Annotated in this window: 9 protein-coding genes; 3 read left to right on the top strand and 6 right to left on the bottom strand. The window is 53.5% G+C overall.

The features are described 5' to 3' along the window. The first annotated feature begins 3 nt into the window (after window positions 1-3). Window positions 4-1,068 (top strand): glycerophosphodiester phosphodiesterase, encoded by a 1,065-nt coding sequence (glpQ, locus tag IP581_RS15460; RefSeq protein ID WP_193820793.1) that lies wholly within the window; start codon window positions 4-6, stop codon window positions 1,066-1,068. Between the two features lie 28 nt (window positions 1,069-1,096). Here the strand turns inward: glpQ and yfaE are convergent, their stop codons facing one another. From yfaE to ubiG, 4 genes are all read right to left on the bottom strand, one after another. Continuing rightward, the gene (yfaE, locus tag IP581_RS15455; RefSeq protein WP_097400400.1) at window positions 1,097-1,351 is read right to left on the bottom strand and encodes a class I ribonucleotide reductase maintenance protein YfaE; all 255 of its coding nucleotides are present in this window, start codon (window positions 1,349-1,351) and stop codon (window positions 1,097-1,099) included. Continuing rightward, window positions 1,351-2,481 carry a class Ia ribonucleoside-diphosphate reductase subunit beta gene (gene nrdB, locus IP581_RS15450; protein ID WP_017458568.1) on the bottom strand — a complete coding sequence of 377 codons (1,131 nt, stop codon included), beginning with the start codon at window positions 2,479-2,481 and terminating at the stop codon, window positions 1,351-1,353. Before nrdB ends, yfaE begins: the two co-directional genes overlap by 1 nt. Window positions 2,482-2,533: 52 nt before the next feature. Then, the gene (gene nrdA, locus IP581_RS15445; RefSeq protein WP_086868098.1) at window positions 2,534-4,819 is read right to left on the bottom strand and encodes a class 1a ribonucleoside-diphosphate reductase subunit alpha; all 2,286 of its coding nucleotides are present in this window, start codon (window positions 4,817-4,819) and stop codon (window positions 2,534-2,536) included. A 344-nt stretch (window positions 4,820-5,163) separates the two neighbouring features. Then, window positions 5,164-5,892: a bifunctional 2-polyprenyl-6-hydroxyphenol methylase/3-demethylubiquinol 3-O-methyltransferase UbiG gene (ubiG, locus tag IP581_RS15440; protein WP_097400401.1), complete on the bottom strand. Its 729-nt coding sequence runs from the start codon at window positions 5,890-5,892 to the stop codon at window positions 5,164-5,166. A gap of 158 nt (window positions 5,893-6,050) precedes the next feature. Here ubiG and gyrA point away from each other — a divergent pair, with 158 nt between their 5' ends. Continuing rightward, window positions 6,051-8,693, top strand: coding sequence for a DNA topoisomerase (ATP-hydrolyzing) subunit A (gene gyrA / locus IP581_RS15435; RefSeq protein ID WP_020454500.1), 2,643 nt, complete (start codon window positions 6,051-6,053; stop codon window positions 8,691-8,693). A 114-nt stretch (window positions 8,694-8,807) separates the two neighbouring features. Beyond that, window positions 8,808-11,654, top strand: coding sequence for a two-component system sensor histidine kinase RcsC (rcsC, locus tag IP581_RS15430; protein WP_086868104.1), 2,847 nt, complete (start codon window positions 8,808-8,810; stop codon window positions 11,652-11,654). 32 nt (window positions 11,655-11,686) lie between these two features. On the opposite strand, the gene rcsB is transcribed toward rcsC, so the two are convergent. Together rcsB and rcsD are read right to left on the bottom strand one after the other, a co-directional pair. Beyond that, a complete protein-coding gene (rcsB, locus tag IP581_RS15425) occupies window positions 11,687-12,337 on the bottom strand; it encodes a response regulator transcription factor RcsB (RefSeq protein WP_017458563.1) in 651 nt (216 codons plus the stop codon). Between the two features lie 16 nt (window positions 12,338-12,353). Further along, window positions 12,354-15,023, bottom strand: coding sequence for a phosphotransferase RcsD (gene rcsD / locus IP581_RS15420; RefSeq protein WP_193820792.1), 2,670 nt, complete (start codon window positions 15,021-15,023; stop codon window positions 12,354-12,356). Window positions 15,024-15,325: the final 302 nt, after the last annotated feature.

Genomic DNA, 15,325 nt, shown 5'->3' with positions numbered 1-15,325 from the left:
CTGATGAAAACCACTTTCACCCGTATGACTTCAAGCCTGCTGCTGGCAGGCGCGTTAACCAGCCAGGCGCTGGCCGCCGATAAAATTGTTATCGCCCACCGTGGCGCCAGCGGTTATTTGCCGGAACATACCTTACCGGCGAAGGCGATGGCCTATGCGCAGGGCGCGGATTTCCTTGAACAAGACCTGGTGATGACCAAAGACGACCAGCTGGTCGTTCTGCATGATCACTATCTCGACCGCGTGACGGATGTCGCGGAGCGCTTCCCGCAGCGCGCGCGTAAAGACGGGCGTTATTACGCCATCGACTTTACGCTTGATGAAATTCGCTCGCTGAAGTTTACCGAAGGATTCGAGCTGGAAAAGGGCAAGAAAGTGCAGGTCTATCCGGGCCGTTTCCCGATGGGTAAATCCGATTTCCGCATTCATACCTTTGAAGAGGAGATCGAGTTTGTGCAGGGGCTGAACCACTCAACCGGCAAAAACATCGGTATTTACCCGGAAATTAAAGCCCCCTGGTTCCACCATCAGGAAGGGAAAGACATTGCCGCAAAAACGCTGGAAGTGCTGAAAAAGTACGGTTACACCAGTAAGCAGGACAATGTGTATCTGCAATGTTTTGACGTCAATGAGCTCAAACGCATTAAGAATGAGCTGGAACCGAAGATGGGGATGGATCTCAGGCTGGTGCAGCTGATTGCCTATACCAAATGGAATGAAACGCAGGAGCAGCAGCCGGACGGCAAATGGGTGAATTACAGTTACGACTGGATGTTCAAACCCGGCGCGATGAAGCAAATCGCGCAGTATGCCGACGGCATCGGCCCGGACTACCACATGCTGGTGGCCGACGGTTCAAAACCGGGTAACGTCAAGCTAACGGCAATGGTGAAAGAGGCGCATGCCAGCCATTTGCAGGTGCACCCGTTTACCGTTCGCGCGGATCAGCTTCCGCCGTATGCCAGCGACGTGAATCAGCTTTATAAGGTGTTGTATCAGCAGGCGGGTGTCGATGGGTTGTTTACCGACTTCCCGGATAAAGCGGTGCAGTTTCTGCATAAAAAGTAAAAACAAAAGGGCCTGTGAAGGCCCTTTTTTACATCTCGATTTCGATATCGCCTTTCGCCCGGCAGCAGCAGGGCAAAATTTCCCCTTCGTTGATAAAAGCCAGCGGTTCTGCAATCCAGTCGACCTGACCCGCCACCAGACGACAGCGGCAGGAGCCGCAGTAGCCTTCGCGGCACTGGTACTCAACTTCCACTTGGTGCGATTCGAGCGCCACCAGCAGAGAAGGGTGCTCATCCCGGCACTGGACGTGCGTGCCGGAAAGGCTAAGCGTAACGCGACTCATCAGAGCTGGAAGCTGCTCAGGTCGTCGGTGTCGACTTCAGAGTCGATCTGGCCGACCAGATAGGAACTTACTTCCACTTCCTGCGGAGCGACCTGGACGTTATCGGAAACCAGCCAGGTGTTGATCCACGGAATCGGGTTCGAACGGGTCTGGAACGGTAGGTCGAGACCGACTGCCTGCATGCGGATGTTGGTGATGTACTCAACATACTGGCAGAGAATGTCTTTGTTCAGGCCGATCATCGAGCCGCCCTGGAACAGGTATTCCGCCCACTCTTTTTCCTGCAATGCCGCCTGTACGAACAGGTCATAGCACTCTTGTTTGCACTCTTCGGCGATCTCGGCCATTTCCGGGTCATCCGCGCCGGAACGCAGCAGGTTCAGCATATGCTGGGTGCCGGTCAGGTGCAGCGCTTCGTCACGGGCAATCAGACGAATGATTTTGGCGTTGCCTTCCATCAGTTCACGCTCGGCGAACGCGAAGGAGCAAGCGAAGCTGACATAGAAGCGAATCGCTTCCAGCGCGTTCACGCTCATCAGGCACAGGTAAAGTTTCTTCTTCAACTCGCGCAGGCTGACGGTCACGGTTTTGCCGTTGACGTTGTGCGTGCCTTCACCCAGCAGATGCCAGTAACTGGTCATTTCGATCAGCTCGTCGTAGAAGTGCGAGATGCCTTCCGCGCGCTTGAGGATCTGCTCGTTGGTGACGATATCGTCAAACACCACCGCCGGATCGTTAACGATGTTGCGGATGATGTGGGTATAGGAGCGTGAATGGATCGTTTCTGAAAACGCCCAGGTTTCTACCCAGGTTTCCAGTTCCGGGATGGAGATCAGCGGCAGCAACGCAACGTTTGGGCTACGACCCTGAATCGAATCCAGCAGCGTCTGGTATTTCAGGTTGCTGATAAAAATGTGCTTTTCGTGTTCCGGCAGCGCCTGGAAATCGATACGGTCGCGGGAAACGTCAACTTCTTCCGGACGCCAGAAGAAGGAGAGTTGTTTCTCTATCAGCTTTTCGAAAATGTCATATTTTTGCTGATCGTAGCGCGCCACGTTAACCGGCTGGCCGAAGAACATCGGCTCCAGCAACTGATCGTTTTTCGTCTGTGAAAAAGTGGTGTATGCCATGAAATGTGAGTCCTGTTTGCGAAAAAAAAGGGCGGGTTTCCCCGCCCCTTAGTTAGATCTTACATGCGCCGCTTTCGCAGCCATCGTCCTGGATGGAAGGTGCCAGGTCATCCTGCGCATCTTCCGCGCCATCGCGGGTGTTTTGATAGTACAGCGTTTTCACACCAAATTTGTAGGCGGTCAGCAAGTCTTTCAACAACTGTTGCATCGGTACTTTGCCCGACGGGAAGCGTGACGGGTCATAGTTGGTGTTCGCCGAAATCGACTGATCGATAAATTTCTGCATGATGCCCACCAGTTGCAGGTAGCCATCGTTATTCGGCATTTCCCACAGCAGCTCGTAAGCATTACTCAGTTTTTCGTAATCCGGCACCACCTGACGCAGGATGCCATCTTTCGACGCTTTGATGCTCACATGACCGCGCGGCGGTTCAATGCCGTTAGTGGCGTTGGAGATCTGCGACGAGGTTTCAGACGGCATCAGCGCGGAGAGCGTGGAGTTACGCAGGCCGTGCGTTTTGATCGATTCACGCAACGCTTCCCAGTCGTAATGCAGCGGCTCGTTGGTAATACCGTCGAGATCTTTCTTGTAGGTATCGATCGGCAAAATACCCTGCGAGTAGGTGGTTTCGTTGAACCACGGGCACGCGCCTTGCTCTTTCGCCAGCTCGTTAGAGGCTTTCAGCAACCAGTACTGAATCGCTTCGAAAGTCTGATGCGTCAGGTTGTTTGCGCTGCCATCAGAGTAACGTTTGCCGTTCTTCGCCAGCCAGTAAGCAAAGTTGATGACGCCAATACCCAGCGTACGGCGCCCCATCGCGCCACGTTTTGCGGCCAGAATCGGGTAATCCTGGTAATCCAGCAGCGCGTCAAGCGCACGTACCGCAAGCGTTGCCAGCTCTTCCAGCTCGTCGAGGTTTTTAATCGCGCCGAGGTTAAACGCAGACAGCGTACAGAGCGCGATTTCACCGTTTTCGTCGTTGACATCATCCAGCGGCTTGGTCGGCAGGGCGATCTCCAGACACAGGTTGGACTGACGTACCGGTGCAACCATCGGGTCAAACGGGCTGTGGGTGTTGCAGTGATCGACGTTCTGAATGTAGATACGGCCAGTAGACGCGCGTTCCTGCATCATCAACGAGAACAGCTCCACCGCTTTGATGCGCTGTTTACGGATGCTGTCGTCTTTTTCATATTGGGTGTACAGGCGTTCGAACTCATCCTGATCCGCGAAGAACGCATCGTACAGCCCCGGCACGTCGGACGGGCTGAACAGGGTGATCTCTTCCCCTTTCAGCAGACGGGTGTACATCAGTTTGTTGATCTGTACGCCGTAGTCCATGTGACGCACGCGGTTGCCTTCCACGCCACGGTTGTTTTTCAGTACCAGCAGGCTTTCAACTTCCAGATGCCACATCGGGTAGAACAGGGTTGCCGCGCCGCCGCGTACACCGCCCTGCGAGCAGGATTTCACCGCCGTCTGGAAGTGTTTATAGAACGGGATACAGCCGGTGTGGAACGCTTCACCGCCGCGGATCGGGCTACCCAGCGCACGAATGCGACCGGCGTTGATACCGATACCGGCGCGCTGGGAAACGTACTTCACAATCGCGCTGGAGGTGGCGTTGATGGAGTCCAGGCTGTCGCCACACTCGATCAGTACGCAGGAGCTGAACTGACGGGTCGGCGTACGTACGCCGGACATGATCGGCGTCGGCAGCGAAATTTTGAATGTGGAAACGGCGTCGTAGAAGCGCTTGACGTAATCCAGACGGGTTTCACGCGGATAGTTGGAGAACAGGCACGCGGCAACCAGGATATAGAGGAACTGCGCGCTCTCGTAGATCTCGCCGGTCACGCGGTTCTGGACCAGGTATTTGCCTTCCAGCTGCTTCACCGCCGCGTAGGAGAAGTTCATATCGCGCCAGTGGTCGATAAAACCGTCCATCTGCTTGAACTCTTCTTCCGTGTAGTCTTCCAGCAGATGATGATCGTATTTGCCAAGCTCAATCATTTTCTTCACGTGGTCAAACAGCGCTGGCGGCTCGAACTGGCCGTAAGCTTTTTTACGCAGGTGGAAAATCGCCAGGCGTGCGGCCAGGTACTGGTAGTCCGGCGCGTCGCGGGAAATCAGATCCGCGGCGGCTTTAATGATGGTCTCGTGGATATCGGACGTTTTGATGCCGTCGTAGAACTGAATATGTGAGCGCAGCTCAACCTGAGAGATCGATACGTTACTTAGCCCCTCTGCCGCCCAATCCAGTACTCGATGAATTTTGTCGAGATTGATGCGCTCAGTGCCACCATCACGCTTTGTCACCAGCAGACTCTGATTCATGTGATTACCTGTCCGTGAATAGAAAATATCCCCCCATTTATCCACAATTCGTTGCTGTGATTAACTCTGTGGATAAATACTACATATAGGGGGTTTGCGATAAGAGAAACGCTATATGGTGAGTATTCTAGTAAGGATTCTTTTCAGTACAAGAGTTGATTTTGAGGTTAAATTGAGGTTGCGAAAGGGTGATAATCGCTAAGTCCTCGTATCGTAAGGCCTGGCGGCGATGTCAATATTACGCAAAAAAAAATGAATTTTTGATCGAGTGCTGATTTCTTCATCGAGAAAGGCAATTGCGCAACTTGATGCTGCGCAATCTTCTATCACTTTATCTGATGACCTTAGTCATTTTTTGCCGTTGTATGTAACATATAGTTCACATCTACCCCCGGCCCTAACGTAAACTGGTTTAACAACGGGTTGTAATGTAACCCGGTGATGTGACGCTCCTGTAACACAGTGCCGTCAACCCAGTTTAAGAGCTCCGCTGGCTTAATAAATTTCTTCACGTCGTGCGTCCCTTTCGGCACCATGCGCAGCACATATTCCGCGCCGACGACCGCCATCAACCAGGCTTTGCCGTTGCGGTTAATGGTAGAGAAGAAGACATGACCGCCGGGTTTGACCAACTGCGCGCAGGCTTTGACCACCGATTGCGGATCCGGAACATGCTCCAGCATCTCCATGCAGGTGACGACGTCATACTGCTGCGCGTGTTTTGCCGCATGCTCTTCCACGGTTTCCTGCACGTAATTGACCTGAACGCCAGATTCCAGCGCATGCAAACGCGCTACCTGGAGGGGTTCAAAGCCCATATCGAGCCCGGTGACCTCCGCGCCTTCTTGCGCCATGCTTTCCGCCAGAATCCCGCCGCCGCAACCGACATCGAGCACTTTCTTACCGAACAGACCGGCAGCATGTTCGCCAATATAGCCCAGACGCAGCGGGTTGATGCGGTGCAGGGGTTTAAACTCACCTTCTTTATCCCACCAGCGCGAGGCGACTGCCTCAAATTTGGCGATTTCAGCATGATCAACGTTCTGAGCGACCGGCGTTTTTTCGGCATTCATGGGCGCAATAACTCCTCTATCAATAAGACCCGTGAGTATATCAGGCCAACGGGATGAATAAACCTTTGCACGGGTGTTATAGGTTTACCTGTATCAAAGCGGTTGTGTTATAATTTGCGACCTTTGAATCCGGGATACAGTAGAGGGATAGCGGTTAGATGAGCGACCTTGCGAGAGAAATTACACCGGTTAACATTGAGGAAGAGCTGAAGAGCTCCTATCTGGACTATGCGATGTCGGTCATTGTTGGCCGTGCGCTTCCGGATGTCCGAGATGGCCTGAAACCGGTTCACCGTCGCGTACTTTACGCCATGAACGTATTGGGCAATGACTGGAATAAAGCCTACAAAAAATCTGCCCGTGTCGTTGGTGACGTAATCGGTAAGTACCATCCCCATGGCGATTCCGCAGTGTACGACACCATTGTCCGTATGGCGCAGCCGTTTTCGCTGCGTTACATGCTGGTCGATGGTCAGGGGAACTTCGGTTCCATTGATGGCGACTCTGCGGCGGCGATGCGTTATACGGAAATCCGCCTGGCGAAGATCGCCCATGAATTGATGGCCGATCTGGAAAAAGAGACGGTTGATTACGTCGATAACTACGACGGCACCGAAAAAATCCCTGATGTGATGCCCACCAAGATCCCAAACCTGCTGGTGAACGGTTCGTCGGGTATCGCCGTCGGTATGGCTACCAACATTCCGCCACATAACCTGACGGAAGTGATCAATGGTTGCCTGGCCTACATTGATAACGAAGACATTAGCATTGAAGAGCTGATGGTGCATATTCCGGGGCCGGATTTCCCGACTGCGGCGATCATCAACGGCCGCCGTGGCATCGAAGAGGCCTATCGCACCGGTCGCGGCAAGATCTACATTCGCGCACGCGCGGAAGTAGAAACCGACGCGAAAAGCGGTCGCGAAACTATTATCGTGCACGAAATTCCGTATCAGGTGAACAAAGCGCGCCTGATCGAGAAGATTGCCGAGCTGGTGAAAGATAAACGCGTTGAAGGTATCAGCGCGCTGCGCGACGAGTCCGATAAAGACGGTATGCGCATCGTTATCGAAATCAAACGCGACGCCGTGGGTGAAGTGGTTCTGAACAACCTCTACTCCCAGACGCAACTGCAGGTTTCCTTCGGTATCAACATGGTGGCTCTGCACCATGGTCAGCCGAAGATTATGGCGCTGAAAGAAATTCTCGCCGCGTTTGTGCGCCACCGCCGTGAAGTGGTGACGCGTCGTACCATTTTCGAACTGCGTAAAGCTCGCGACCGCGCACATATCCTCGAAGCGCTGGCCGTGGCGCTGGCGAACATCGATCCGATCATTGAGCTGATCCGCCGCGCGCCGACGCCTGCTGAAGCGAAAGCAGGGCTGATCGCGCAGCCGTGGGATCTGGGCAATGTCTCTGCCATGCTGGAACGTGCGGGCGATGACGCGGCGCGTCCGGAGTGGCTGGAACCGGAGTTCGGGATTCGTGATGGCAAATACTATCTAACCGAACAGCAGGCACAGGCGATTCTGGATCTGCGTTTGCAGAAACTGACCGGCCTTGAGCATGAAAAACTGCTCGATGAGTACAAAGAGCTGCTGGAGCAGATTGCTGAGCTGCTGCATATCCTTGGCAGTGCTGAACGCCTGATGGAAGTGATCCGCGAAGAGCTTGAGCTGGTTCGCGAACAGTTTGGCGACGAGCGTCGTACCGAAATTACCGCGAATACGGCCGATATCAACATCGAAGATCTGATCAACCAGGAAGATGTGGTGGTTACGTTGTCGCACCAGGGCTATGTGAAGTATCAGCCGCTGACCGACTACGAAGCCCAGCGCCGTGGCGGTAAAGGCAAATCGGCTGCGCGTATTAAAGAAGAAGACTTTATCGATCGCCTGCTGGTGGCCAACACCCATGACACCATCCTCTGCTTCTCCAGCCGTGGACGTTTGTACTGGATGAAGGTTTATCAGTTGCCGGAAGCAAGCCGTGGCGCGCGTGGTCGCCCGATCGTCAACCTGCTGCCGCTGGAGCCGAACGAGCGTATCACCGCTATCCTGCCGGTGCGTGAATACGAAGAGGGCGTGAACGTCTTTATGGCGACCGCCAGTGGTACCGTGAAGAAAACCGCGCTTACCGAATTCAGCCGTCCGCGTTCTGCCGGTATCATTGCCGTCAACCTGAACGAAGGCGATGAATTGATTGGCGTCGATCTGACTTCTGGCAGCGACGAAGTGATGCTCTTCTCCGCGGCGGGTAAAGTGGTGCGCTTTAAAGAAGGTGCCGTGCGTGCAATGGGTCGTACTGCGACCGGTGTTCGTGGCATCAAGCTTGCGGAAAAAGACAGCGTTGTCTCGCTGATCGTACCGCGCGGCGAAGGCGCAATCCTGACGGTCACGCAGAACGGTTACGGTAAACGTACGGCGGAAACCGAGTACCCGACCAAATCACGCGGTACCCAGGGCGTTATCTCCATCAAAGTCACCGAGCGTAACGGCGCAGTGGTCGGCGCGGTTCAGGTTGATGATTGCGACCAGATCATGATGATCACCGATGCCGGTACGCTGGTGCGTACACGCGTCTCGGAAATCAGCGTGGTCGGGCGTAACACCCAGGGCGTTATTCTGATCCGCACCGCGGAAGATGAAAACGTAGTGGGTCTGCAGCGTGTTGCTGAGCCGGTAGATGATGAAGAGTTAGATTCCATCGACGGTAGCGTGGCGGAAGGCGATGATGATATCGCGCCGGAAGTTGATACCGATACCGACGACGACGCGGCGGACGACGACGCCGAGTAATGCGTTATAAGGGGCCGGTTTCCGGCCCTTTTTCATTGCCGTTGCGGCCTTTGCGATTTATCGCTACCTTAAACACACTCTTTTTTAACTTCCTTGTGGCGGAGTTTCCTCAGGTTGAAATACCTCGTCTCTTTTCGCAGTACCCTGAAAGTTTCCCGCTATCTCTTCAGGGCGCTGGCGCTATTGCTTTGGCTGTTGATTGCCTTTTTTTCTGTCTTTTATATTGTTAACGCCTTGCATGACAAAGAGTCGGAAATTCGTCAGGAATTTAACCTCAGTTCCGATCAGGCGCAGCGTTACATTCAGCGCACGTCTGACGTAATGAAAGAGCTGAAGTACATCGCCGAAAACCGCCTGACGGCGGAAAACGGTATTCTGACTTCGCGCAACCGCGACGACAAAACCGATGTCCCGACATTTTTACCGCTGTTCCCGGACTCTGACTGCTCCGCCATGGGCAACTCCTGGCGCGGCTCGCTGGAGTCGCTGGCGTGGTTTATGCGCTACTGGCGCGATAATTTCTCCGCCGCTTACGATCTCAACCGCGTGTTTTTGATCGGTAGCGACAATCTCTGTATGGCCGATTTTGGCCTGCGCGATCTCCCCGTTGAACGCGATGACACGCTGAAAAGTCTGCATGAACGCATCGTTAAATATCGCAATGCCCCGCAGGATGAGCGCAGCAACAATGTCTACTGGATGAGCCAGGGGCCGCGTCCGGGGATCGGTTACTTCTATGCGCTGACGCCGGTTTACCTCGGTAACCGCCTGCAAGCGCTGCTGGGTACAGAACAGTCCATTCGCATGGAAAACTTCTTTACGCCGGGCAGCTTGCCAATGGGTGTGACCATTCTGGACGACAACGGGCATGCGCTGATTTCACTTACCGGCCAGGATAGCGGCATTGTTGTCGATCCGCGCTGGATGCAAGAACGTTCGTGGTTTGGTTATACCTCGGGTTTTCGCGAACTGATCCTGAAAAAGAGCCTGCCGCCGTCATCGCTGAGCGTGGTCTACTCCGTACCGGTAGACATGGTGCTGGAACGCATTCGTATGCTGATCCTTAACGCGGTATTGCTGAATGTGCTGGTCGGTGTGGCGCTCTTTACCCTTGCGCGCATGTACGAGCGGCGGATTTTTATTCCGGCGGAAAATGATGCCCAGCGGCTGGAAGAACATGAGCAGTTCAACCGTAAAATTGTCGCCTCCGCACCGGTAGGGATCTGTATTTTGCGTACTCAGGACGGCACGAACATCCTGAGTAACGAGCTGGCGCACAACTATCTGAATATGCTGACGCATGAAGACAGGCAGCGGCTTACACAAATTATCTGTGGTCAGCAGGTCAATTTCGTTGATGTGCTGACCAGCAATAATACCAATTTGCAAATCAGCTTTGTTCATTCACGTTATCGCAATGAAAACGTGGCGATTTGCGTACTGGTGGATGTTTCCGCCCGCGTGAAGATGGAAGAGTCGTTGCAGGAGATGGCGCAAGCAGCGGAGCAGGCGAGCCAGTCGAAATCGATGTTTCTTGCGACAGTCAGCCATGAGCTGCGCACACCGCTGTACGGTATTATCGGCAACCTCGATCTGTTGCAAACGAAAGAGCTGCCGAAAGGGGTCGACAGGCTGGTCACCGCAATGAATAACTCGTCGAGCCTGCTGCTGAAAATTATCAGCGATATCCTTGATTTCTCGAAAATTGAATCGGAACAGTTGAAAATCGAGCCGCGCGAGTTCTCCCCGCGCGAAGTGATGAGCCATATCACCGCCAACTATTTACCGCTGGTGGTGCGTAAACAACTGGGGCTGTACTGCTTTATTGAACCGGATGTGCCGATGGCGCTCAACGGTGACCCGATGCGTTTACAGCAGGTGATTTCCAACCTGCTCAGCAACGCGATTAAGTTCACTGATATGGGTTGTATCGTGCTGCATGTGCATCGCGACGCCGATTATCTCAGCATCCGCGTACGTGATACCGGTGTGGGAATTCCGGGTAAAGAAGTGGTGCGTCTGTTCGATCCCTTCTTCCAGGTGGGAACGGGCGTGCAGCGTAACTTCCAGGGAACCGGACTGGGGCTGGCGATTTGCGAAAAATTGATCAGCATGATGGATGGCGATATTTCCGTTGATACCGAGCCGGGCATGGGTAGCCAGTTTACCATCCGTATTCCCCTGTACGGCGCCGTACCGCCGGTGCGCGCAGATGTGGATGGCCTGGCGGAAACCTGCTGTTGGCTGGCGGTGCGTAATGCCTGGCTGTCGGGTTATTTGCAGACATTACTGCAATGGAACGGTATTCAGGTTAAGCAGTACGACGGGCGCACGCTGGGCAACCAGGATACGTTGATCACCGATGATGAACTCTCCGCATCGTGGACCGGACGCGCGGCCATTATTTTCTGCCGCCGCCATATCGGTATTCCGGTCGAGCGCGCGCCGGGCGAATGGTTGCACAGCGTTGCGTCACCACACGATCTGCTGGCGCTGCTGGGGCGCATTTACCGGGTTCAGGTTATCGAGCCGCAGGCGAGCAATGCGCTACCGGCTGAGACCCGGGAAGCGGCGCGTAACGATGACATGATGATCCTGGTGGTGGACGATCATCCGATTAACCGCCGCCTGCTGGCCGATCAGCTGGGATCGCTGGGATATCAGTGTAAAACGGCTAATGACGGCGTGGATGCGCTGAATGTTCTGAGTAAAAACTCTATCGATATTGTGCTTAGCGACGTCAACATGCCGAATATGGACGGTTATCGCCTGACACAACGTATTCGTCAGTTAGGGCTAACGCTGCCGGTGATTGGTGTGACGGCTAACGCGCTGGCGGAAGAGAAGCAACGCTGTCTGGAATCGGGTATGGATAGCTGCCTGTCGAAGCCGGTAACGCTGGATATTCTCAAGCAAACGCTGGCGGCGTATGCCGCGCGGGTACGAAACAGCAGGGTATAAAAAGAACCCCGGCGAGTGCCGGGGTTACAGGATTACTCTTTTTCTGTCTGCGTCAGGGTGACGGAGGAGAGATAGTTCAGCAGCGCGATATCGTTATCGACACCCAGTTTCATCATTGCTGATTTCTTCTGGCTACTGATGGTTTTGATACTGCGGTTCAGCTTCTTGGCGATTTCCGTTACCAGAAAACCTTCGGCAAACAGACGCAGCACTTCGCTCTCTTTCGGTGACAGACGCTTGTCGCCGTAACCGCCAGCGCTGATTTTTTCCAGCAGGCGGGAGACGCTTTCCGGGGTGAATTTCTTCCCTTTTTGCAATGCCGCCAGCGCTTTTGGCAGGTCTGTCGGCGCGCCCTGTTTCAGCACGATACCTTCAATATCCAGATCCAGCACTGCGCTCAGGATTGCCGGGTTATTGTTCATGGTAAGCACAATAATCGACAGCGTCGGGAAGTGACGTTTAATGTATTTGATAAGCGTGATGCCATCGCCGTATTTATCGCCCGGCATTGACAGGTCGGTTATCAATACGTTTGCCTCAAGTTTCGGCAGGTTGTTAATCAGCGCTGTAGAGTCTTCAAATTCACCGACAACGTTTACCCATTCGATTTGTTCGAGTGACTTGCGAATACCGAACAGTACAATCGGATGGTCATCGGCAATAATTACGTTCATATTGTTCATGTATTAGGCTACCTTGCTACAGCAAGCTCTTGACGTAAGCGTCAATGTCGCTGATGTAATTTTCTATGCCTGGAACATCGCTCTCGCGAATTAATTGCTCCAGCGTTTCGCACAACTGCTTACCAGGTACCAGATTAAGCATGGCAAACACGCCTTTCAGGCGGTGTGCCGTCTGCGCCAGCGCCGCGAAATCGCGCAACGCCGACTCAGTATACAACCTCTTAACATCATCGGGTACTGTGTCAACAAACAGCGCGTAATAGCCGCTGGCGTGGAGCTCGGCGTTTTCGTCACCCCCCAAAGGCGACTCCGGTACATCCTCCTGCGCCAGTTGCTCTTCAATGAGTTGCAATATTGCTCCCTGCATTGCATTGCTCATATTAAAGTTCACGCGCAATTGGCCAGGGCCAATTTTCCGCACGCCTGCCTCATCATCGCTTAAAAGCAAGCCTGAGGCAGTAAGATTAGACGGATTATCTGTCAAAAATAGATCATATTCTTGACTTGATAACCGCTCATCCGGGGAAATACAACTCGCCCCCCAGTTTTCCAACTGGCGAACCACAATATTACGGATTTCGTTAGAGGTAATATCAATCATCGCCACAACGTCATCGAGTAATTTTTCTTCGCTCTCTGCCTGTTGCGGACGGGCCGCCATTTTCACATGCAGTGAGTAGCGGGTGCCCAGATCCTCACGCGCTTTAATATTCAGATGTCCGCCAAGTTTACGTGCCAGCTGATCGCACAGCCAGAAGGTGAGGGCGTTCGCTTTCCCGTACTGGTCACCCTGCGTATCGTTAAGGAACGGGAAATGCAGATTATCGATTTCACTGGCGTTCACACCCACGCCGGTGTCGAGGATCCGGAAAGTCAGGCGATCCTCAGCCGATTCGTCCACATTCACTTCAAGCGTGATTTTCCCCATCTGCGTGGTCGTGACCGCGTACTGGATCAATAGCAGCAGGATCCGACGCAGCGCGTCGCGATCGCCGTGACGCTCTTCATTGGCCGGAAGCGGGTTATTAATTAAGAGTTGTAGACCCTTACGTTTGATAACCGGCAGGACTTCCGGCACCACTTCGTCAATCAAATCCTGAATCGAGAACAGTGTCGGGGAGCCTTTCCAGCTGTCGCTCTCCAGCATATGCGCCAACTGGATTTCATCGACCAGTTGAACCAGTCTGTCGGCGTGATCCGCGACAAGATTGCCTTCCTGAGTCTGCAAGGCGGCCGCTTCGCCAGCCAGCGCTTTCACCGGCTGTTTGAGCGACTCGGCAAGGTTACTCATAAAGCTGGCGCGGCCCTGCTGGTTTTTCTCATAAAGTCGTTGCGCCTGCTTCAGCTTTTTATTGACCAGCACTTCTCTGTCCTGGTCGCGAATAATAAAGATCTGCGTACGCGACGCGACCTGGCTGCGAAACTGACGGATTTCGTACAGTTCGTTATTGATGGTGGCCTGAATCACGCCCTGATGCTGATCGGCCATGGCCGTAATATTCTGCAGATTCAGATGCGGCAGTAAGTGATCGGCGATTTTATTGCTCAGAACGGTGCGGTTCGCTTCCTGATCGTGCACCAGCAGCCCCAGCGGCAGCAGTGAAACAATCTCTTCATTAAAGGCGCGCAGCACACGCAGTTCGTTACTCGCCCCCGGCGTTGCCAGACCGTCGGTTTTACGTCCTGGCATCTGGCGAAAGGTGGTGTAACCGAACAACGCCAGCGCCAGCAGGCCGATATTCAGCAGTAACGGCAACAGAATGTTTTGCAGCGTATCCAGCAGCAGTGTTCCGAATGGCACCTGCCAGACCAGACGCAGCCCGGTACCATTCAACGCCGAGGAGATCTCGATGCGCGAACTATTAAAGTTGACGGCAACGCTGTCGGTGGTTTCCTTATCCTGCCCGCGCGAGCTGGTCTGCGTGGTATCCGGATCGAGACGGAAGCTATCCAGCGTCATGCCGGGTGGGATCAGATCATTAATTGGCAAATCGAATGCGACCACCGTGGCCAGGTGGCCCGGCTGGTTGAATGTCGTACGCAGCGTGAAGTAATGGCCGTTTTGCCAGGCCAGATGGCGCAGAGATGAAAAACTCTCGCGTTCATCAAGGGCATTCGCCTGCTGCAGCATTTCCGCACGGCGGGAATCGACAATATTACTGATCGTGGTGTCTTTGAAACCGGAAGAAAGATCTTTTAGCGGTAACGTCGATACCAGGATCATGCTGTTATCCTGGCCGTTAAGATAGTACATCGACCAGGGCACGGTTTCCGCGCCCCAGAGCGTATCGAGGTAAGTGGAGATCCGCTGCGTCATCTCCAGCGTTGAGCTGTCATGAGAACCAAAAATCAACGCTTCTGTTTTACGCCGCGGTTTTTCCAGATAGTAAACATCTTGCTTTAAGCGCGTTTCTTGCAGGCCTTCACCAGACGTAGCGGCAGGCGCAGCTGCAATGTTGTCGTAGATTTGCCAGGTAGCGTAGCGCCAGGTGTCGATACGCTTATGAATAGCGTGGGTGATATCGACAATCTGATAACTTTTATCTTTTAACCAGGCGTTGACCGCACTTTGGATCATCACGCCCATTGTTACCAACAGGACGATAATCAACAAAAGAAAGTAACGGGTGATGTTGCCCGGTATCAGGGAAAATTTGCCAGGGATCATTGTGTCCGATCGACTCATTCTTGTGTGGAACCCGTTATGACAACACTGCTGTTAACACTCAGCGCTCGCTGAGACAATGTTGCTGCCATGCCGTAATAGCCGCCTATAACACGCGGCGAACGTATAGATGTTGTGTTGCAGAGCAGTGTACAGCAGGCAGTATATCGGTTAATGAGTGAATTTCCAGACTCACTTTCCCGTTTCAGTCTCGAAAACATGGAGATAGACATATTGACTACATATTGTGGCAAATATGTACAGCCAGGAAAATTTGTACATATATTTACCGTTTGGTTGCAAAAAGAACGCGATAAATAACA

Source organism: Kosakonia pseudosacchari, from assembly GCF_015167415.1.
GTDB lineage: Bacteria > Pseudomonadota > Gammaproteobacteria > Enterobacterales > Enterobacteriaceae > Kosakonia > Kosakonia pseudosacchari.
This window is presented reverse-complemented; position numbering and strand designations above follow the sequence as displayed.

What these genes read in the sequence shown, in the direction of transcription:
- yfaE (WP_097400400.1), bottom strand. Translation starts at nt 1,351, where the DNA reads ATGAGTCGCGTTACGCTTAGCCTTTCCGGCACGCACGTCCAGTGCCGG.
- ubiG (WP_097400401.1), bottom strand. Translation starts at nt 5,892, where the DNA reads ATGAATGCCGAAAAAACGCCGGTCGCTCAGAACGTTGATCATGCTGAA.
- gyrA (WP_020454500.1), top strand. Translation starts at nt 6,051, where the DNA reads ATGAGCGACCTTGCGAGAGAAATTACACCGGTTAACATTGAGGAAGAG.
- glpQ (WP_193820793.1), top strand. Translation starts at nt 4, where the DNA reads ATGAAAACCACTTTCACCCGTATGACTTCAAGCCTGCTGCTGGCAGGC.
- nrdA (WP_086868098.1), bottom strand. Translation starts at nt 4,819, where the DNA reads ATGAATCAGAGTCTGCTGGTGACAAAGCGTGATGGTGGCACTGAGCGC.
- rcsB (WP_017458563.1), bottom strand. Translation starts at nt 12,337, where the DNA reads ATGAACAATATGAACGTAATTATTGCCGATGACCATCCGATTGTACTG.
- rcsD (WP_193820792.1), bottom strand. Translation starts at nt 15,023, where the DNA reads ATGAGTCGATCGGACACAATGATCCCTGGCAAATTTTCCCTGATACCG.
- nrdB (WP_017458568.1), bottom strand. Translation starts at nt 2,481, where the DNA reads ATGGCATACACCACTTTTTCACAGACGAAAAACGATCAGTTGCTGGAG.